Raw genomic sequence first — 19,104 nt, 5'->3', positions numbered from 1 at the left:
CTACCGGCCTTTAATTAAGGCACGGTAGATGTGAGTTCTTGGATCGGCCAACAAATACTAATGCTTGAAAAAGATTTTGACTTTTTAGTTAAACTCTGGTGTTTATCAGGAAAATTTCGAGAGTCTACGCATTTCGCCTCTTGCGAAGCAAGGTAAGGCCACCAACTCCTAACAACGCCAGTGTGGCTGGCTCAGGCACAACATTGGCCTCGATATTGTCCAGATGAACAGTTGCTGCGTCACCGTCAATTGTCAATCCGCCTGCCACGATATAGGCGATGTCATAATTGGGACGGTTGATTTGTGCCTTAGCAACTTCACCGTTGTCGAGCAGGTAAGACAGACCCGCAGCAATTAGCTGCCCCTGGCCGTTATAGGCCTTGACGATAGCCGAATCTGCCTGATCGTCACCGATAAAGTCGATCGCGACATAGTCTGCCATCTGGTCGAAATCAACGCGGAGAGCAAAACCCAGATCGGAATCTGTCGACCATTCCGCACCAAACGCCAGATTGTTGGCAAACACCATGTCACCAGTGCTCGCCAGGGAATCCTCGGCAGCATAAACCTTGCCGTCAAGACCGGAATAGGATCCCACGGCAGATAAGGTAGCACCTGCAAAGGCGTTTGAAATATCCACACCGTCTGCAAAACCGTCTGCGTCAATGTTAATCAAACCGGCATGACTCGGTGCACACACCGCCATCAAACAAGCCACAAGAGAAACCAAAGCTAACCTAGTCATAATCAAGCCCTCTCCAAATCTATATGTAATCTTTGCACCTGCATCATACAGAATTCGGCCATGCCAATCAAAAACAATCACGGCACAATCCACAATTCCCGTATTTGTACGGATACGGTTTGCTCAGAGGAAGAAAGCATGACTGGGGCTGAATACCGCACAACTACGCTTAATAATCCACATCTTCCTTTTTCAGATTTCATCAATTTCCCTACAAGCTATCAGAGTGAAAAAAGAAGAGACAATTATTTACTCTGTATCGCTTCCCAGGTCAGTCTATCCGGCGCCCCTTTCTGCAGCCAGGCATGTATCTCGCCTTTGTTCCAGCGAACCGCCCCGCCGATCTTCAGCGGTTTGGGCACCCTGCCGGTTGCGTTCAGACGGAATATCTGCCTTTTGCTAAGACCCAGAATATGCCCGAACTGTTCGGCGGTTATCAAACGAATTTGCGGCTCCGCCTCACCCTCTCGTTTGTTCTGGCAGTTTCGACTTGCTTCCATGATCATGTTTTTCGGTGAATTCATTGCATTGCCCTGTCAATTAGAGTTCACATTTTTCCTTACCTTTCCACTATTCTCAACGGCACGAAAATTTCAGTCAACACATACGCACTCAACATGGTCTTAGCCGCATAAGTTTTTCAAAAATTGCTCTCGCGGTTTTCGGGCTAAGTAGGAGTCCCGTCGAAGACGGGGGCGGGGGTGTGGTTCGGATATGAGCAGGCAGGAGTCCCACAAACTTTTTTCAATTCATCTGATCTGTTCTTCATCCGCAAGCAGCTGCTCTGTCACTTCACACTGATAACAAATGACACATGCAAATTGCCCCTCATCGCCCGACCCCTAGCGATAAATCAATGCCGCCGACCGGCACGATGGGCACGCATTGTGCCAAACGGCATCAATTCATGACAATGCTGAAACTAAGGTGCATCGCGTCTCAGCGTTATCAGTCCAAACATGCCCAAACACGCAGCCCAAAAAGATCTTCATTTACAACTTGCCTCGCGCGTGCGCGCAGGAGGTCCGCCGACCTGAGTTATCTCAAGACATATTCATGGTATCGTCCACCAAAACATATCTCTCACTGGCATTTGCTTATTGCCCCTCTGAGCCCGTTCTGTTACACTTATAGCCATGATCAGGCAAACTCACCAACCAGGCCGAAAAGCAATTCTCTACGCACGCTTCTCACCGCGGCGCAATGCCGACCAGTGCGAATCGATCGAAACACAATTCGAGCTTTGTGAGGATTACTGCAGCAAGAACCAAATCGAGATCGTCGCCAGGTTCAGCGACAAGGCTTTCTCCGGCTCAGATGAAGATCGTCCAGGATTGTGGGCGGCAATGAATGCTCTCAAACGCGGTCAATGCCTTGTAGTCTATCGACTGGACCGGCTGGCCCGCAGCGTCTATCTCTCCGACATCGTCGAACGCACGGTCAAAAAGAAAGGCGCTTCTATCGTCAGCATATCGGGCGAAGGCACCTGGGCAGACAGCGACGAGGACTGGCTCGTCCGCAAGATCCTCCAAACACTTGCCGAATATGAACGCAAGGTTACAGCAGCCCGCACCAAGGCCGCAATGCTGCGTCATCAGGCCAACGGCAAACGCATGAGCAAACACCCGCCGTACGGCTTTGCGATCGATCCCGCTGATCCTGACCGCCTGATCCCAAGCCAAGCTGAACAAAAGGTAATCCAGCGTATTATCATCTTGCGCGAATCGGGACTGCCGCTTCGAGCTATATGCCGCCAACTCGAAAGCGAAGGCATCAGATGTCGCAACTCGAGTTGGCATCACACAAAGTTACAGCGGATACTCCAGCGGGTAGATGCATCCGCTTCTAATCTTTCTCGCCAACTATAAGCCCCGCTTCATCCAGTGTTAGAGATTCCGCATTGAACTCGCAAGCCACCGAAAGCCCCTGCCCTCTGCTGTTTCGCGCTTTGATTATGTGCAGCGTTCGGTTGTGTCCCTCTTCTATTCGGCCCACACTCGTTCTGACCATGCTGTCTTTGGCAGGATGATTCTCCAGCCAGAGAACCGTCTGCGAAAACCGCGAATAAGCCGCCCCACCAGCCAGCTTATTCATATTCGGCGACTGCAATATTTCCTTGCTGGGATGCGTCACCAGTACAAACGAACAACCGTATGCCGTTGCTATCGTCTTGATCTGCTCAAGAAATTCGCTGTCCTTAGCCCATGGCCTGGGATCCTGGGCAACAGCGGTAATCGGATCGATGCATATGATCCGATTGCCTGCTTCGGCTTTTTCTCTGGCCCACTGCACCACATGCTCATATGTCGGCTGCTTATCTGGGGCCGCTTGCATCGCTCGGGCCAGTTTGGACAAAAACTTGTAATGCTCCAAACAGGCATTTCTCGCTGTGTCCGGATTATTTTTCACCCAGTCAGGATCGGTGATACTCGCCAACCCGGACCGCTGTGCCAGCGCCCGCATGAGATGAAACTCACGATCCTCCTCAAGTTCGTACACGCACGCCTTCACTCCGCAGTCCAGCCAGAATGCCACCGCCTGCAGCAGCATAAAGCTTTTCGAAGCACCAGGACTGCCGCACAACAACGTAACCGTACCGGGTAAAAGTGCCTTCGTCAGCTTCGACGTCGCGCCCCAGGGCAGATCGATCGCCTTGTACTCTCCCGCTATCATCGCCTCGATACGCTGTGCCAGACCGTCCGCGGGACCGACAGGCTTGCTCTCATTGAGCGCATTAATTATTTCCGTGGTCATGTCAGTTTCGAGTTCTCGAACACGCTCAACAAAGTCTGCCGCATCCTGCTTCTCTTCAAGCAAAATGTCCGCAGGCTCGATGATGTCCAGTTCCGCAGGCGGATCCATCTCCAGCAGCATGTCCTTTACCTGGTCCATGTGCTCTCTGCCTGCCTGGTCATTGTCGGGCCAGAGAACCACGCTTTTGCCCGCGAGCGGCGTCAAATCCGTGTACGCTGCTTTACCCGATCCACCCGGCGTGGTCGTTGCCTTGAATCCGCATTCGATCAGCGCATCGGCCGCTTTCTCACCCTCTACCATGATCAGGCCTTCGGACTCCACTACGATAGGCAGATTGTACAGCTTCCAAAGCTTTGGCGGTGCCTTGAGAATGTAGCTGCCGTTGTGATAATGTGCCGGCCGATAGGTCTTGCTGCCGTCCGGAAGCTGCAGCCGGTAGACACAATGAAAAGGCCTGCCCTTCTCATCGGCATATCTGTGTTTGCTCACTATTTCACCAGGAAGGCTTGTTTCGAGGTCATCGAGTGAACCGAACACTCTGCAATTGCCCCTTCTCGGACGATCTGCGACCGCTGTAGGCGATTTCTCGCCCCAGCCTGACCCAGAGTCCTCTCTGTCCTTTCCAAGCCCTGAGCGAACCTCAGGACGGCCATCTCGCCTTTTACTGAATTCCCGCAAGACTTCGCTCGGCCGGCGACCTTCTCGTTTTGCCTGCACATCAAATACATCGCCGCTGAATCCGCACCTGTGGCATTTGTACCGCCATCCATTTTCGTTCTGATAGATGCCGCCGCTGGGATGCGTATCGCCGCAAAAACATGTAACCGTATTGCCCTTGCACGTTGCACCGGCCCTGGTCAATTCTTCGACCAGTCGCTCCTTTTGATTTTTCATCTGCCGTACTAAGCTCATGCTAATCCGATCTCCTCAAAGAGCTTTTTGGCTTCGCTGTCGGTTATTGTTCGTGTGTTTTCAGCCAGGAACGCTTCTTCCATCTCAGGCGTGAACTCCTGCTTTGTATCACCAGCTCCCTTAACAGGCCCAGGTAAGTCACGATCGTCATATTTGCCCTCCAACACCTTGATGTAGTTGGTCGAGTTCTTGAGCAGCCAGTCCACATCAGCCCGCCAGGCACGATCATTGTGACCTGTGGCAAACGAAGACGCAGAAAGCTTATCGATCGCTTCTCGCCAGTTGTCGGCAAACACCCTTTCCGACATCCGCACTTTCAGCCTGTTTTGCCTCTGGTCCGAAAACGCCCTGATAACAGGCAGGTTCTCTTTCGCGTTCCAATAATCCACAAAGGCCCTGTTATGCGAGTTTCTCCCCGCAGAAGACTCTTCCTCTACTTTCATTTTATTACTTTCCTTTTGTCCGGCAGTCACGTCGGTTTCGTCCCCCATTGACGTCGGATTAAAACCCGCGGTCACGTCGGTATTGACCGACAATATGTCGGGACTTGAAACCGGCCACCCTCCCGACCTCGGGTCGGTTACACCTGGGTCCATATCAGAACCAGATTGCCCAAGAGCGTCCGGGGCACTGCCTGCATTGTGAACCGACTCAACCGCAGGACCCACTACAAGACGCCGACGGCAGCCCGCGGCTCTCTTGCTCACGACAAAACCTCTGTCCCTGAGTTTCTTCAGCGCCCTTTCCACCGTCCGGCTGCTGGTATGCAGAAAATTGGCCAACTGCATATCCGTCAGCATCAGCCCATTTCGTCCAAAGCTGTAGATCAGACCCATGATGCAGATTTCATGACTGCCCTTGAGCCCAAATTTAAGAACTTCCCGTGGGATCCGTATGTGGTCCAGCTTGCCCATTCGCACCTGCCTTTATTCGCAATAACCAAACATAACCGCTTTTCGCCAATTCAACTGAGCGTTCCTCAAAACGCCCTGATTGGCACGTCGCAGGCAGATTATTAATGGCACGAAAAGAAGCTGCAACACCATTTTTCCGGTCACAGCCGACCAGCGGTTGGATCAGCTAATCTCGCTGAGCCAACTAAGGCAAAAGGGTAACAACATGTAACAAACCAGGACCGAAAAAATTTTCGTGACAACCCCGGCATCGCCCCAAAAAAAATTTTTGCAAAATTTATCAGCATGCAAAATCTGCCGTATTCAACTGAATTTGACCTTGTTCTCACCCATGTTTGGCAAAATGGACGTGTTTAAAAAACCGAAAAACATCGACATGTTTGGCATTTATGTTTATGATGTAAACATATTCAGGTCGATATGTTTATGAATTCAGGTTTTTTCGACATATTTCAAGGATACAAATATGGCCTTCAAGCGATCACAACCCTACAACGATTTGCCATTACTCCCGCCCAAAGCGGACATTGAGAGCAAGACAATTCTAAAACAGTGCATTTTAGCCAGAAGTGAATTAGCCGCTCTGGAGCAAGCAGGTGAGCTTCTTCCAAACAAGTCAGTTCTCATTCACACCATTCCGTTACTGGAAGCCCAGCTCAGTTCTGAAATTGAAAACATTGTGACAACAACAGATAAACTTTTCCAGCTAGCTTCCGGCAGCAAGCAATCAGCCGATTCCGCCACCAGAGAGGCCCTGAGATACCGTCAGGCCCTGTATCAGGGCTGTAAGGCTATCGAAAAAAAACCGTTGTGCACATCTATCGCAGTTGAGATATGCAGCACAATAAGAGATACAGCGGTAGACATCCGAAAAGTCCCCGGCACAACCCTTTCCAATCCTTCTACAGGCCAGATCATCTACACACCTCCTGCCGGCGAACAGATCATCCGTGAAAAGCTCACCAATTGGGAGAGGTTTATCAACGAAGAAACCAGCCTTGATCCGCTGATCCGCATGGCAGTGATGCATTACCAGTTTGAGGCAATTCACCCTTTTACTGACGGTAACGGAAGAACAGGCAGAATTCTCAATGCTTTACTGCTAGTACAGGAACAACTTCTGAAAACCCCAATACTCTATCTCAGCCGGCATTTCATCAGAACGAAAACTCAGTATTACTCTCTCTTGCGAGACGTCACCGAGAATGGCAACTGGCACGGCTGGATCATCTATGTACTTCAGGGGATCGAGGAAACATCAAAATGGACAACACGGAAAATCAAAGCCGCTCAGCAGCTGATTGAACATACCTGTGACTATGTAAAGCAGAAGTTGCCCCGCACTTACTCGCGAGAATTGGTAGAAACTGTTTTTGAACAGCCGTACTGCCGAATTCCAAATCTAATCGAAAAGGGTATTGCCGCAAGACAAACAGCATCCGTCTACCTGAAACGCTTGACGGAAATAGGCCTTTTAGAAGAAAATCAAGTCGGCAGGGAGAAGGTCTACGTTCATACCAAGTTTCTCGCCCTTCTCACTCAGGATGAGAATACATTCGAACCGTACACAAACAATTCCTAGGTAAGAATTGCCTGCAAAAAATGCGGAAAAAATGAAAATTCCAGAAAAACAAGGACAGTTTTTTTCGTGCCGTATAGAATCGGGATAGTTAAAGTGGTTGTGATCTGGCCCGATAAAAACTTGCAGTTTCAGCGAGTTACGGCTAATCTGGTCTCGGTCACAGGAATTTGTGATGGTGGTATGCAGCAATTATGAGGCAAGCAAATGGCGAGTATTTTCAAACAGCGGTACACAGTAAAGAACAAAGACGGCAAGTCCGTAACTAAAAAGTCGCAGCACTGGTATGTCGAATACCGTGATGCTGACGGCATAAGAAGGCGGCAGAAGGCCTTCAAGGACAAAGCATCCAGCCTGCAGTTAGCTGCCAAGATGGAAAAAGATACGGAGCTGATCAAGGCCGGCCTGCTCGACCGCTACCAGGACCACCGCCAAAAACCTCTCAAAGAGCACCTCGAAGAATTCGAACGAGCCATCCTTGCCGACGGCATGACAAAGCACCACGCCAGGACAACACGCAGACGAGCGGAACAGGTTTTAATCGGCTGCGGTTTCAAGTTCTGGAGGGACATCTCTGCCAGCAAGGTCCAGTGCTATATTGCCGACATGAAACAGATCAGGGCCGTCAAGACCTGCCACGATTACCAGCAGGCCGCGAAACAATTCTGCAACTGGATGGTCAAAGACAACCGGGCCCCGGAGAGTCCGATCGCATACTTGAAAAAAGTCTCCGTGACCAAATCAGACATGCAGCAGAGACGTGCTATGTCACCAGAGGAGATAACCGAGCTGCTCACATACACCCACAGATGCACAGACAGGCGTAGACGCTTGAAAGGCCCTGAGAGGTCGCTGCTGTACCGATTGGCCCTTGAGACCGGCCTGAGGGCTTCTGAGCTGCAGAGCCTGACTGTGTCATCGTTAGACTTTGATCAACTGAAAGTAACACTGTCGGAAAAGAAAACCAAAAACCGCAAGCAAGCCGTCCTGCCGTTGCGTAAAGAGACCGCTGAGCTGCTAAAGTCCTTGCTCAAAGACAAAACACCCAAGTGCAAACTTTTCGATATGCCCGTAGCTAGCCATCTGGCTGACGGACTGCGTAATGACCTGAATAAAGCCCGCACTGCCTGGATCGCCAAGGCACAGGACAATCCTCAAGAGTACAAGAGACGGCTCAAGAGCGATTTTCTCAAGCCCGAGACCGAGGAAGGCAAGCTGGATTTCCATGCCCTCAGGCACACGTTCGGCAGTCTGCTGGCGGCCAGCGGCGTACATCCAAAGGTCGCCCAGGAATTGATGCGGCACAGCTCTATAAACCTCACAATGAGCCGATATACGCACGTTTTTAAGGGCCAGGAGCACGATGCAGTCGCTAATCTGCCGAAATTCGCCGCTGGCGGGCCCAAAAACGCGGATTTTTCCTCAGATCAGGGCCAAAATAGTTATAGTAAAACTTACAGGAATGCTTACAGAAACCTTGCAAAAACGCCTGTCTCTGGATGTCACCAGTCGTCATCTAACGACATTGAAGCACCTCAAAGACCTTCTTTAGAAGGTAATGATAAGTGCAGTAAAAACAAGGACTTAGGCGTGGAAAATAAGCGCATAAAAAACTGGGCCGGGCTGGATTCGAACCAGCGAAGGCTCTCGCCAATGGGTTTACAGCCCATCCCCTTTAGCCACTCGGGCACCGACCCTCAATAAGGAAGAGATAGTTTACACGCGATTTGCAACATTTCAACCAAAAACGGGGGGTTTCTTGCAAATTTTTGTCGGGCACGGTCACATCGCCCGGCCGGGAGCAAAATAGTCCAAAAAACAGCCTTTTCACTGGGAAAAACACGCTTATTGGGTTAATAATGAACCGGCAGTACCATGCAGATGTTGTAAAACTACTTGCCGAACGAAGCCTAGAAATAAAGAGGACTTGCTGACACATGAAACTCAGTGATGCAAAAGCACAAAATGTTTGGGACATATTCCGCCGGATATCCCAAATCCCCCGGCCCAGCAAGCACGAAGAGCAGATATGCCAGTGGCTCAAAGACTTCGCCAACAAGCACAGATTCAAATGGCAAAGCGACCACGTCAACAATATCGTCATACACGTCCCGGCAACACCCGGCATGGAAAACAGCCTCCCTGTCACCCTCCAGGGACACGTCGACATGGTATGCGAAAAGACACCCGACAGCACACACGACTTCAGCAAGGACCCCATCACCATAATCGAAAAAGACGGCTGGGCAACCGCTGACAAAACCACCCTCGGCGCGGACAACGGTATCGGGGTCGCTATTTCACTCGCTCTTGCAACCGATGACACCGTAAAGCACCCGCCGCTCGAACTGCTGTTCACCGTTGACGAAGAGACAGGGCTGACCGGAGCCGCAGAGCTTCAGGCAAATTTCATCAAGGGCAGAAAGCTCATCAATATCGACACCGAAGATGAAGGCGTCTTCACTATAGGTTGTGCAGGCGGCATACAGACCGAGATTGCACTTCCCGTAAACTTTGTGTCTGCCGATCCCAAAGCGGTGCAGATGACTATCGAGATCGACGGGCTCGCAGGCGGCCATTCAGGCGTCAACATCCACGAACAAAGAGCAAACGCCATCAAACTGCTCGGCCGCGTCCTGAGCAGCATAAACGACGAGCTCAATATCAACATCTGCCACCTTCAGGGCGGCAGCGCACACAACGCGATACCGCGCAACGCGTCGGCAATGATTGCGTTCGCTGAAGATCAGAAGTACGCTTTAGATAAGAAAATCAACGACCTGCAGACATCGCTGGCAAACGAACTGGGCCCACGCGACAGCAAATTAAAGATACTTGTCCATGACCCATCAACGCCTTCCGAAAAGACGCTCGACACCGATTCAACAAAAAGCACGATCGACCTCATAATCGCCCTGCCGGACGGCGTTGACCGCTACAGCTTTGATGTCGAAGGACTGGTCGAAACGTCCAACAACATCGCAACTCTTTCCACCGACATCGAAGATGGAATGATCAACATAATGTCCTCCCAGCGAAGCTGTATCGATTCGGCCCTGTCCCGCATCACCGGCCGGATCGAAGCGACAGCAAAGCTCGCCGGTGCAAACCCCGTCACCAACGGCAAGTACCCCGGCTGGGAACCGAACCCCGATTCCGACCTGCTGAACATTAGCCGTGAAGTCTACAAGAAGGTCCGCGGCAAAGAAACGAAGATCGAAGCCATACACGCGGGACTCGAATGCGGCCTGCTCGGCGAAAAATTCGAAGGCATGGACATGATCTCCATCGGCGCAACAATAGAAAACCCGCACAGCCCACAGGAGCGGGTAAACATAGAATCCGTGGACCATCTCTGGAACTTCCTGAAGGCTCTGCTGCCTGAACTAAACTAACCCCGATACCTGATAATTAACAAGGCATTAAAATGAATATAGTTCTTTTAGACAGTCATACCGTAAACCCCGGCGATCTCAGTTGCGAACCGCTCGAAAAGCTGGGAACGTTCAAACTTTATGACCGCACCAAACCCGAACAGGTTATCGAGCGATCAAAAGAAGCCGAGATCCTCCTGACCAACAAAACGATCATACGCGGCGAACACATCGCTGCACTGCCGAAACTGAAATACATCGGCGTACTCGCCACAGGCTACAACACAGTCGACATCGACGCCGCACGCAAACACAACATCACCGTCACCAACGTCCCGGCCTACAGCACTGACTCAGTCGCACAAACCGTCTTCGCACATCTTCTAGCACACACACAGCACGTCGCCGACCACAGCCGGGAAGTCTCAAAAGGCAGATGGTGCGAGTCTGAAGATTTCTGCTACTGGGATTTCCCGCTCATCGAACTCGCTGGCAACACAATGGGCATCCTCGGCCTCGGACAGATCGGCAAAGCCGTCGCCCAGATCGCCCAGGCATTCGGCATGAACGTCATCGCCCACAGCAGATCCGAACCCGACGACAAACCCGCCGGCGTCCAGATGGTCGGCCTCAAAGACCTCTTCACCAAAAGCGACGTCCTCAGCGTGAACTGCCCACTGACCGAACAAACGCAAGGCCTGGTCAACCACGATCTGATCGCCAGAATGAAACCGAACGCAATATTCATCAACACCAGCCGCGGCCCCATCGTCGAAGAACAGGCCCTCGCAGACGCACTCAACAACGAACGCATCGCCGGAGCCGGCCTCGACGTCCTCTCAACCGAACCGCCCAACCCCGACAACCCCCTGCTGAACGCGAAAAACTGCACCATAACCCCTCACATCGGCTGGGCAACCCTCGCCTCCAGAAAACGCTGCCTTGACATCGTCGCCGAAAACATCAAAGCCTTCATGGCAGGCGATCCGCAAAACGTCGTAAGCTGAACCGCTTAACACCCTCAACCCGAGCCCACTAAAAAAGCCCGCCGATCCGTTCAGCGGGCTTTTCTCATTGCGTCATTTATATTCCTACAGCTCCGACAGCGGATGCGCCTTATCATAGATCTCCTTAAGGCGTGTCGTCGTCAGATGCGTATAAACCTGTGTCGTCGACAGCGACTGATGCCCGAGCAGCTCCTGAACGCTCCGCAGATCCGCTCCGTTGTTCAGCATGTGCGTCGCAAAACTGTGCCGCAGCGTATGCGGACTGATATCCGGATCCAGCCCCGCCTCGATCAGATACTTATCCATCTTCCGCCGAACGCTTCTCACGCTCAACCTCTTGCCGTGCTTATTCGCAAAAAGCACCTTCGCATCAAAATTACTGTCGTTCTGCATTCTGCGATTACGAAACTCGATATACCGCTGGATCGCCTGCAGAGCATTAGACCCGATCGGCGCGATCCTCTCTTTCTTGCCCTTACCGCGAATATGAATGACCTCGCCAAGAAAGTCAACGTCATCCATGTTCAGAGAAACGATCTCGCTGACACGCATACCCGTACTGTAGAGTACCTCGAGTATAGCCCGATCCCTCGCACCCAGCCAGTTCTTAGTAGACGGAGCATTGAGCAGCCTCTGAACCTCTTCATATTCCAGAAAACGCGGCAGCTTCTTTTCCTGCTTAGGCGTCTTAACGGGCGTTACCGGATTGCTGTCGATAAAGTTCCTGCGAACCAGGAACTTATAAAAGCTTCGAAGTGTCGCCAGCTTCCGTGCGGTGGTGGACTTAGAATAACCCTTCTGATTCAGATGAGCCAGATATCCCCGAATAACATCTGTATCTGCTGTGAGAGTCAGCTCCTTGATACTCGTCTCCACTGCAGGCTTAACAGCCGTTGCGGTAGCGACCTCGCCCTCGCCGGCCCACTCACCGGACTCCGCTGTACCCTCAGAACCGGACGATTCCTGCTCCGGCTTGAGCCACTGGCCGTACTGAACAAGGTCAGCACCATAGCACTTGGCAGTATGATCCGAGAAGTGCTTCTCGAATTTGAGATAGTCAAGAAAATCCTGAGTGAGTGAACAATCCTTCATAATAACCACCTATAAGAGTCCGGTTTCGCTTACATCCATTTAAGACGAATATCTGTTGCCGAAATGTATCGGCCTAAGCCCGATCATACCCGCTAAAGAGGCAGAGTGTCAGACGGGTCGTTGTGCAGCAGTTTGTCGGCCTCGCCGATGAGCTTTTGAGTGAGCTTGAAGCTCAAAACAGCAGCATCGAACCAGTCAAACGGGCAATCCGCATCGCTGGCCTTGGCTACGAGTGAATCCAGAAGCTCCCCCTCGCATCCGTGCTCATAGCGGAAAATATACTTTTCCGAACCTTTGTTCAAAACCAACTGTTTTGTTCTTTTCATTGCCGCATTCCAAAGCCAAAAATCAAACCAGCACCAACGTCTATATCTTTGTTATCGGTCTCAGACCATTTCTCTAAACAAAAAACTGGTCATTTTTTTCAAAACATCTCAGAACTACAATCACCTTCTTTGCGCACCAGGCGCGCAGCAACGCCGAGAAACACAATATCTGGTGTTTTTACAGGAAAATGCAGGCTTTTAACTTCTGGAAATGACTAATAATCTGCTCGATCAGGCGTGTTTGGCCCTGAACCAGCGTTCCAGACCCCGCGCCTCAGCAGTTACTTCCTCGCTGATCAGCAGCCTCTGAAGCAGATTTATCGCCCTGGGAATGCTGATACCCAGGCTGGAACAAAGATCGTCGATCCTGCAAGGCCTCCGCTCGAGCATTTCAAGCACCTGCCCCTCGTCGACATCCTTATCGGACCTTGCCGGCAGTTTGGCGTAATCTACCACTGCCTCTGCCTTCGGCCCGAATTCCTCAGCTATGGCTGCCAGCCTGGCCGCCGATACCGCCTTCGCCTGCGGATCAGCCGTCGGTCTGACAGCCGTATTAAGATGCACCTTATCAGGATCCAGCTTCCCGACCAGCTCCTTCATCCTCGCGACCTCCTCAGGTGCTGTATTTATCCCCTCGCACAAGAACACCTCTAGCCAGACCTTGCCCTTGTATTCGCTGCAGAATTTCTCCAGCCCATCCACCAGCTTTGTAAACGTGACCGAGCCTTCGGGTCTGTTCATCGCCTCAAACGTCCGTCCATCACCCGCATCCAGCGAGGGCAGAACAACGTCCGCCTTCCCGCAATCCGCCCGCACAGCAGGATCCCACAGCATCGTACTGTTCGTTATCAGCGCAACCGGAATGTCCGTCATACCATGAATGCGGTCGATCAGCTCCCCGATCTGCGAATGAAGCGTCGGCTCACCCGAACCGCTCAGCGTAATATAATCCGCCTCTAGCCCACCATCGATCCGCTGCTGAAGCTCCGCCAGAACAACATCGATATCGACATACGGCTTGCGTTCCACCGTCTGCTCACCATGCACTCCGAGCTGACAGTAAACACAGTTTTGACTGCACGTCTTCAGCGGCACCAGATCGACACCCAGGCTCAAACCAAGACGCCTCGACGGAACCGGCCCAAAAGTATATTTCTTCGACTCACCCATACCCGACACACTCCTTCACTTTAATTTCGAATAACTTCAGCTATTGCCTGACACTCCCTGATCAGCTTTTCCACCCAGCCGACCGGCATAATGCAGGCAGCGTCACACTTTGCGTTCTCAGGATCTGTATGCACCTCGAGGAACAATCCATTCGCCCCCGCTGCCACAGCCGACCTTGCAAGCAGCGGAGCCATCTCGCGCCTGCCCGCACTGGCACTACCAAGTCCGCCCGGCTGCTGCGTACTGTGCGTCGCGTCAAATATCACCGGAGCACCCAACTGCTTCATCTGCTCTATCGCAGTCATATCGTTCACCAGTCGATTGTAGCCGAAGAACGTCCCGCGCTCGGTCAGCATGATATCGTCCAGTCCCGACGCCCGCAGCTTGCCGACTACATTCTTCATCTCACCGGGCGAGACGAACTGCCCCTTCTTCACTGCCGTCGGCTTGCCCGTCTTCGCACACGCCATCAGCAGATCCGTCTGTCTGCACAGAAACGCCGGCACCTGCATACAGTCCACCGTCTTTGCGATCTGCTCGGCCTGCCAGGGCTCGTGCACATCAGTCATCACTGCAAATCCGAACTCATCTCGGATCGCCGCCAGCACTTCCATGCCCTTTTCCAGGCCCGGCCCGCGAAAGCTGTCAATACTCGAACGATTCGCCTTATCGAAGCTGCCCTTGTATATGACGCCGATCCCGGTGTTCTCCCTCACCTTGACCAGCTCTTCAGCGATCGCCCTGCACGTGTCCATATCCTCCAGCACACAGGGACCTGCCATCAAAAACAGATCGCTTTCCAGCCCGACTTTAAAATCACCTATTCTGAACATATCGCCTTATCCTAACGCTCTTACAAGTCTCGTTCTTATCCCCGCGGGCTTTGCGTCCGGCGGAACCAGCACCTTAACTGCCTGCGGTATCAATCTGATCTTGACCGGCAGGTCCGGCCCCGGATCGCCGTCCAGTTGGCACGAAACCACCTGCGGGTCGCCACCTATTTCCACGATCTTACCCTGTCTGTACACTACGTCGCTCGCATTGATGTGCCTTTTGCTCAGCGTGAATACGGAGTGTTTGAGCAGTTGTATCTGCGACTCGCATTTATATATGCAGACGTCGAGCAGCCCGTCGCCGAAATCGGCATTCTGAAGGATCTCCAGCCCTACCGCGTACCTGCTAATGTTGCCCACGAACAATATGCCCGGCCCGGAGTGTATCTGCTCACCATCGACGCTGACCGTGATATCCGGAAACTTGTAGGCCCAGAAAGTACGCCAGATCGGCCAGAAGTAGTCGAGATGATTAATGTGCCCTTCTCGTCTCTCGTTGACCATATCTATGACATTCGCGTCAAAGCCGAAACCTGCCACGCATGTAAAGCACCGACCGTTCGCCTTTCCCAGGTCCAGATCGCGACTGGCGTCACCCTCAAATGCCTTGATCAGCGTTTTACCCTTCTCATCGTAACCCATCTCGTTCGCAAGTAAATTCTCCGTACCCGCAGGAACGATCATCATCGGCTTGTCGCTGCCCTCCAGCCCCTGGACGATCTCGCGAACCGTCCCGTCACCTCCCGCAGCCACGACCAGCTTGCAGTCATATTCAACCGCGGCCTTGCGCGCCAGCTCCTGGGCATGCTCCAGCGATTCGGTAAAAGCGATCTTTATACTGTACCCCTTCTCTTCGAGGTAACTGCGAAACTCATGGAACATGAGTTTGGAGCTGCTCTTTCCCGAACTGGGATTGATTATGAACAGGATGTAGCCTTCTTTTGAGATGTTCATATTCCTCTCTCTTCCCCGGCTTCACCGAATAGAACAGACTTGCTTTGTCGTCCTGCGTCCTTCAAAGCGTCGGCCATTATCCGCGAGTAACCTTCGCTTATATGCTCCTTTTCCGCCAGACCCATCTTTGCCAGCACGCCTGATATCGCCTTCTCTTCAGGTCCCTCTATCTCTACGAACGAACCGAGTACAGGTAACTCGTCCAGGCAGACCTCACAGCCGTCCAGCAGCCATACCCTGCGTTTCTTCTCGAATTCCAGCGTCTTTTCAAACCCCAGCGAAACCAGCATAGCCGACATCGTTTCAAAATCGTCGACCCGCACTTCCAGCTCTTCACGCGACTTGAACGGACCGCCTTGCCTCGGGCCCTTGTACGTCAAAAACACTGAGCGCTCCCCGTCAGCGTCCAACTGACGCAGACGCAGCCCCCTGTCGGATTTCGACAGGCCGTCACCCTTGTCAATGAAATAGCTGTCATGGTGTCTCTCCGCCTGTTTGAAGGCCGCACCCGCATCCTTCAGCTTTTCAGCAAAAGACGCGAGCTCCGCAACCTTTATTTTGGCTTCGATCTCCATGTTCATAGGTGACAACCTCAGCAGTTTGTCATCATACCACGATATTGACCAGACGCGATTTGACCACGATTATCTTTCGTGGCTCCTTGCCCGCCATCGCTGCCTGGACCTTTTCGCTCGCCAGTGCCTTTTCCTTGATCTGATCTTCGGAAGCGTCCGCTGCAACGGTTATGCGATCCTTGATCTTACCCTTGATCTGTACCGCCAACTCGACTTCCTTTTCCTTTGTCAGTTCTTCATCATACTCAGGCCACGGCTCATAAGCCATTGTCCCCTCATGTCCGAGTTTCTCCCAGAGCTCTTCGCACATATGCGGAGCGAACGGCGCGAGAACCTTGACGAACTGTTCCAGAGCCCAGCGCGGCTTCTGCTCCAGCTTGTTCGTATGATTCGCAAAAATCATCATCTGACTGATCGCGGTGTTGAACCCGAAACCTTCTACGTCCGAGCCGACCTTTTTGATCGTCTGATGCAGCAAACGAGTAGTCTCCTCGTCCATGTCCGCATCTACCACCCTGCTGCAAAGCTCGCCGGTCTGCTCGTCGACAATAAGCCTCCAGACCTTGCTCAGGAACCTGTGCACGCCTTCCACACCCTGCATCGACCAGGGCTTGGTAGCTTCCAACGGCCCCATGAACATCTCATACAGACGCATCGAGTCCGCGCCGTACTGGTCCATAACGTCATCCGGGTTTACCACGTTACCGCGCGACTTGCTCATCTTCTGGCCGTCCTCACCCAGGATCATCCCCTGGTTCACCAGCTTCTTGAACGGCTCGGGGCTCTCGACATAACCCAGGTCATGCAGAAGCATGTGCCAGAACCGCGAATAAAGCAGATGCAGCACCGCATGCTCCGCCCCGCCTATATACAGGTCCACGGGCAGCCAGTATTTTTCCTTTTCACCATCGAACGCAGCCTGATCATTCTTGGGATCGATGTACCGCAGATAGTACCAGCAGCTCCCCGCCCACTGAGGCATGGTATTCGTCTCACGCTTGCCCTTTGTACCGTCAGGCAGAGTAACATTCACCCATTCCTTTGAGTTGTTCAAAGGCGGCTCGCCGTCGCCCGTCGGCTTGTACCGGTCCACCTCCGGAAGCATCACCGGCAGATCATTTTCACTAATCGGATGCACCGAACCGCCCTCACCGTGCACGATCGGGAAAGGCTCGCCCCAGTAACGCTGTCGGCTGAACAGCCAGTCACGCAGCTTGAAATTGACCGCCTTCTTGCCGCAGCCCTTCTCTTCGAGCCAGTCCGTGATCTTTTCCTTGAACTCTTCGGTGGACAATCCGTCAAACTGCCCCGAATTGATCGCCGTCCCCTCGCCTGCAAAACAGCCTTCCACTTCCTTGCCCTCGGACGGCTTTACCACCTCTACGATCGGCAGGCCGAAAGCCTGTGCGAACTCATAGTCACGCGTATCATGCGCTGGAACCGCCATGATCGCGCCCGTGCCGTAACTGACCAGCACATAGTCGCTGATCCAGACCGGTATTTTCTCACCGTTCACGGGATTGATCGCGTACGCGCCAGTGAACTGTCCAGTCTTCTCCTTAGCAAGATCGGTCCGATCCAGATCACTCTTGCGCGACGCTGCCTCGCGGTAATCGACAACCTTCTCGCGATACTCGTCCGTCGTTATCTTATCGACAAGCTCATGCTCGGGCGCGAGCACCATATATGTCGCCCCGAACAGCGTGTCAGGTCGCGTCGTGAAAACCTTTATATCTTCGTCATAGCCGTCAACCTTGAAATCGACCTCAGCGCCCACGCTCTTGCCGATCCAGTCGTGCTGCAGCTTCTTGATCGAATCCGACCAGTCCAGCCCTTCCAGCCCCTTCAGCAGACGATCCGCGTACTTAGTTATCCGCAGCATCCACTGACGCATGGGTTTTCTGATTACCGGATGACCGCCGCGTTCGCTCACCCCGCCCACAACTTCTTCGTTCGCCAGCACGGTACCCAGCTCCGGACACCAGTTCACGGGTGCTTCAGACTCATACGCAAGCCGATGATCGGCTATATAGGCCTCTTTCTCTTCTTCGCTGAGTCCATCGGGTATCGGCAGTTCTTCTATGGGCTTGGCCTTCTGTTCTTTCTCGTCGAAATAGCTGTTGTAGAATTTCAGGAAGATCCACTGCGTCCACTTGTAATAATCCGGATCCGTCGTCTGCACCTCGCGGTCCCAGTCATAACTGAACCCCAGCGCCTTGATCTGCCTGCGCATATTAGCAATGTTCTTTTTGGTAGTGATCGCAGGATGTGTACCCGTTTTGACCGCATACTGCTCCGCGGGCAGGCCGAATGAATCAAAACCCATCGGATGCAGAACATTGAAACCCTTCATCCTTTTATATCGCGAGACTATGTCGGTGGCAGTGTAGCCCTCCGGGTGTCCCACGTGCAGACCCTGTCCGCTCGGGTACGGGAACATGTCCAGGACGTAGTATTTTGGCTTGCTGCTGTCCAGTTCAACCTTGAAAGTCCTGTTGTTTTCCCAGACTTTCTGCCACTTCTTTTCTATTTCTTGATGATCATACGTACCAAAATAGTCAGCCATTTTTATCCCTGTTTTGCTGTTTTTCTTACTAGTTTTTCCAAGTTTTGACCCACTTTTGCTAAGTTTCTACCGGTCAATTTCCCACCCAATATGGGCATTCATTATCCGCTGAAGTCGTGCACTTTCTCGACTTACGTTGCTTGCCGCTCGTATCAAAGCCACAACCGCGACCTGAAGCAGCAGGACTTACGCCGCCCTGATTTTGCGGTAAACGCCTAATCTTATTCAACTTAAGGCATTTAATCAACGATTTATATCACCCACCAGCCAGATTTCACCAGTCAGACCCGATTTTCCTCAAGA

General features: G+C 52.4%; 16 protein-coding genes, 1 tRNA gene and 1 pseudogene. 5 read left to right on the top strand and 13 right to left on the bottom strand.

What is annotated here, in order from left to right:
• Window positions 1–124: 124 nt before the first annotated feature.
• Both STSP2_RS07095 and STSP2_RS07090 read right to left on the bottom strand, forming a co-directional pair.
• Window positions 125–745, bottom strand: a complete 621-nt coding sequence (locus STSP2_RS07095) for a PEP-CTERM sorting domain-containing protein (protein WP_146661202.1) — start codon at window positions 743–745, stop codon at window positions 125–127.
• A 245-nt stretch (window positions 746–990) separates the two neighbouring features.
• Window positions 991–1,269, bottom strand: coding sequence for a helix-turn-helix transcriptional regulator (locus tag STSP2_RS07090; RefSeq protein ID WP_146661200.1), 279 nt, complete (start codon window positions 1,267–1,269; stop codon window positions 991–993).
• A gap of 612 nt (window positions 1,270–1,881) precedes the next feature.
• On the opposite strand from STSP2_RS07090, the gene STSP2_RS07085 reads away from it, so the two are divergent.
• On the top strand, window positions 1,882–2,613 hold the full coding sequence (locus tag STSP2_RS07085; protein WP_146661198.1) for a recombinase family protein: 732 nt from the start codon (window positions 1,882–1,884) through the stop codon (window positions 2,611–2,613).
• On the opposite strand, the gene STSP2_RS07080 is transcribed toward STSP2_RS07085, so the two are convergent.
• Both STSP2_RS07080 and STSP2_RS07075 read right to left on the bottom strand, forming a co-directional pair.
• Window positions 2,591–4,411 (bottom strand): AAA family ATPase, encoded by a 1,821-nt coding sequence (locus tag STSP2_RS07080; protein WP_146661196.1) that lies wholly within the window; start codon window positions 4,409–4,411, stop codon window positions 2,591–2,593. The genes STSP2_RS07085 and STSP2_RS07080 overlap by 23 nt on opposite strands.
• Window positions 4,408–5,325, bottom strand: coding sequence for a MarR family transcriptional regulator (locus STSP2_RS07075; protein WP_146661194.1), 918 nt, complete (start codon window positions 5,323–5,325; stop codon window positions 4,408–4,410). Before STSP2_RS07075 ends, STSP2_RS07080 begins: the two co-directional genes overlap by 4 nt.
• Window positions 5,326–5,791: 466 nt before the next feature.
• Between STSP2_RS07075 and fic the strand changes: the two genes are divergently transcribed.
• Entirely contained in the window at window positions 5,792–6,907 is a 1,116-nt protein-coding gene (gene fic, locus STSP2_RS07070; protein ID WP_146661192.1) for a protein adenylyltransferase Fic, read from the top strand.
• 357 nt (window positions 6,908–7,264) lie between these two features.
• On the opposite strand, the gene STSP2_RS17660 is transcribed toward fic, so the two are convergent.
• Window positions 7,265–7,405 (bottom strand): hypothetical protein, encoded by a 141-nt coding sequence (locus tag STSP2_RS17660; protein WP_236782738.1) that lies wholly within the window; start codon window positions 7,403–7,405, stop codon window positions 7,265–7,267.
• On the opposite strand from STSP2_RS17660, the pseudogene STSP2_RS18060 reads away from it, so the two are divergent.
• Window positions 7,394–8,194: pseudogene (locus STSP2_RS18060) on the top strand (tyrosine-type recombinase/integrase); the annotation flags it as partial. The gene STSP2_RS17660 and the pseudogene STSP2_RS18060 overlap by 12 nt on opposite strands.
• A 324-nt stretch (window positions 8,195–8,518) precedes the next feature.
• Here the strand turns inward: STSP2_RS18060 and STSP2_RS07060 are convergent.
• A tRNA-Tyr gene (locus STSP2_RS07060) sits at window positions 8,519–8,601 on the bottom strand.
• A 240-nt stretch (window positions 8,602–8,841) separates the two neighbouring features.
• Between STSP2_RS07060 and STSP2_RS07055 the strand changes: the two genes are divergently transcribed.
• Together STSP2_RS07055 and STSP2_RS07050 are read left to right on the top strand one after the other, a co-directional pair.
• Window positions 8,842–10,299: an aminoacyl-histidine dipeptidase gene (locus tag STSP2_RS07055; protein WP_146661190.1), complete on the top strand. Its 1,458-nt coding sequence runs from the start codon at window positions 8,842–8,844 to the stop codon at window positions 10,297–10,299.
• Between the two features lie 32 nt (window positions 10,300–10,331).
• Window positions 10,332–11,285, top strand: coding sequence for a D-2-hydroxyacid dehydrogenase (locus STSP2_RS07050; protein ID WP_146661188.1), 954 nt, complete (start codon window positions 10,332–10,334; stop codon window positions 11,283–11,285).
• Window positions 11,286–11,369: 84 nt separating this feature from the next.
• On the opposite strand, the gene xerC is transcribed toward STSP2_RS07050, so the two are convergent.
• The 7 genes from xerC to leuS all read right to left on the bottom strand — a co-directional run bounded on the left by xerC (window position 11,370) and on the right by leuS (window position 18,801).
• Window positions 11,370–12,377: a tyrosine recombinase XerC gene (gene xerC / locus STSP2_RS07045; protein WP_146661186.1), complete on the bottom strand. Its 1,008-nt coding sequence runs from the start codon at window positions 12,375–12,377 to the stop codon at window positions 11,370–11,372.
• Window positions 12,378–12,469: 92 nt separating this feature from the next.
• Complete coding sequence (locus STSP2_RS07040) at window positions 12,470–12,703, bottom strand: hypothetical protein (RefSeq protein ID WP_146661184.1); 234 nt, start codon at window positions 12,701–12,703, stop codon at window positions 12,470–12,472.
• A 231-nt stretch (window positions 12,704–12,934) separates the two neighbouring features.
• Complete coding sequence (locus STSP2_RS07035) at window positions 12,935–13,873, bottom strand: radical SAM protein (RefSeq protein WP_146661182.1); 939 nt, start codon at window positions 13,871–13,873, stop codon at window positions 12,935–12,937.
• Between the two features lie 20 nt (window positions 13,874–13,893).
• Window positions 13,894–14,706: a 3-deoxy-8-phosphooctulonate synthase gene (gene kdsA, locus STSP2_RS07030; RefSeq protein ID WP_146661180.1), complete on the bottom strand. Its 813-nt coding sequence runs from the start codon at window positions 14,704–14,706 to the stop codon at window positions 13,894–13,896.
• 6 nt (window positions 14,707–14,712) lie between these two features.
• Window positions 14,713–15,660, bottom strand: a complete 948-nt coding sequence (locus STSP2_RS07025) for a diacylglycerol/lipid kinase family protein (protein ID WP_146661178.1) — start codon at window positions 15,658–15,660, stop codon at window positions 14,713–14,715.
• Window positions 15,657–16,241, bottom strand: coding sequence for a class IV adenylate cyclase (gene cyaB / locus STSP2_RS07020; RefSeq protein WP_146661176.1), 585 nt, complete (start codon window positions 16,239–16,241; stop codon window positions 15,657–15,659). The genes STSP2_RS07025 and cyaB overlap by 4 nt, the downstream gene beginning before the upstream one ends.
• A gap of 25 nt (window positions 16,242–16,266) precedes the next feature.
• The gene (leuS, locus tag STSP2_RS07015; protein ID WP_146661174.1) at window positions 16,267–18,801 is read right to left on the bottom strand and encodes a leucine--tRNA ligase; all 2,535 of its coding nucleotides are present in this window, start codon (window positions 18,799–18,801) and stop codon (window positions 16,267–16,269) included.
• Between the last annotated feature and the right edge of the window lie 303 nt (window positions 18,802–19,104).

The organism is Anaerohalosphaera lusitana (assembly GCF_002007645.1).
GTDB lineage: Bacteria > Planctomycetota > Phycisphaerae > Sedimentisphaerales > Anaerohalosphaeraceae > Anaerohalosphaera > Anaerohalosphaera lusitana.
This window is presented reverse-complemented; position numbering and strand designations above follow the sequence as displayed.

Coding starts and splice junctions, on each gene's coding strand:
- STSP2_RS07095 (WP_146661202.1), bottom strand. CDS start 745: ATGACTAGGTTAGCTTTGGTTTCTCTTGTGGCTTGTTTGATGGCGGTG.
- STSP2_RS07090 (WP_146661200.1), bottom strand. CDS start 1,269: ATGAATTCACCGAAAAACATGATCATGGAAGCAAGTCGAAACTGCCAG.
- STSP2_RS07085 (WP_146661198.1), top strand. CDS start 1,882: ATGATCAGGCAAACTCACCAACCAGGCCGAAAAGCAATTCTCTACGCA.
- STSP2_RS07080 (WP_146661196.1), bottom strand. CDS start 4,411: ATGAGCTTAGTACGGCAGATGAAAAATCAAAAGGAGCGACTGGTCGAA.
- STSP2_RS07075 (WP_146661194.1), bottom strand. CDS start 5,325: ATGGGCAAGCTGGACCACATACGGATCCCACGGGAAGTTCTTAAATTT.
- fic (WP_146661192.1), top strand. CDS start 5,792: ATGGCCTTCAAGCGATCACAACCCTACAACGATTTGCCATTACTCCCG.
- STSP2_RS07055 (WP_146661190.1), top strand. CDS start 8,842: ATGAAACTCAGTGATGCAAAAGCACAAAATGTTTGGGACATATTCCGC.
- STSP2_RS07050 (WP_146661188.1), top strand. CDS start 10,332: ATGAATATAGTTCTTTTAGACAGTCATACCGTAAACCCCGGCGATCTC.
- xerC (WP_146661186.1), bottom strand. CDS start 12,377: ATGAAGGATTGTTCACTCACTCAGGATTTTCTTGACTATCTCAAATTC.
- STSP2_RS07040 (WP_146661184.1), bottom strand. CDS start 12,703: ATGAAAAGAACAAAACAGTTGGTTTTGAACAAAGGTTCGGAAAAGTAT.
- STSP2_RS07035 (WP_146661182.1), bottom strand. CDS start 13,873: ATGGGTGAGTCGAAGAAATATACTTTTGGGCCGGTTCCGTCGAGGCGT.
- kdsA (WP_146661180.1), bottom strand. CDS start 14,706: ATGTTCAGAATAGGTGATTTTAAAGTCGGGCTGGAAAGCGATCTGTTT.
- STSP2_RS07025 (WP_146661178.1), bottom strand. CDS start 15,660: ATGAACATCTCAAAAGAAGGCTACATCCTGTTCATAATCAATCCCAGT.
- cyaB (WP_146661176.1), bottom strand. CDS start 16,241: ATGAACATGGAGATCGAAGCCAAAATAAAGGTTGCGGAGCTCGCGTCT.
- leuS (WP_146661174.1), bottom strand. CDS start 18,801: ATGGCTGACTATTTTGGTACGTATGATCATCAAGAAATAGAAAAGAAG.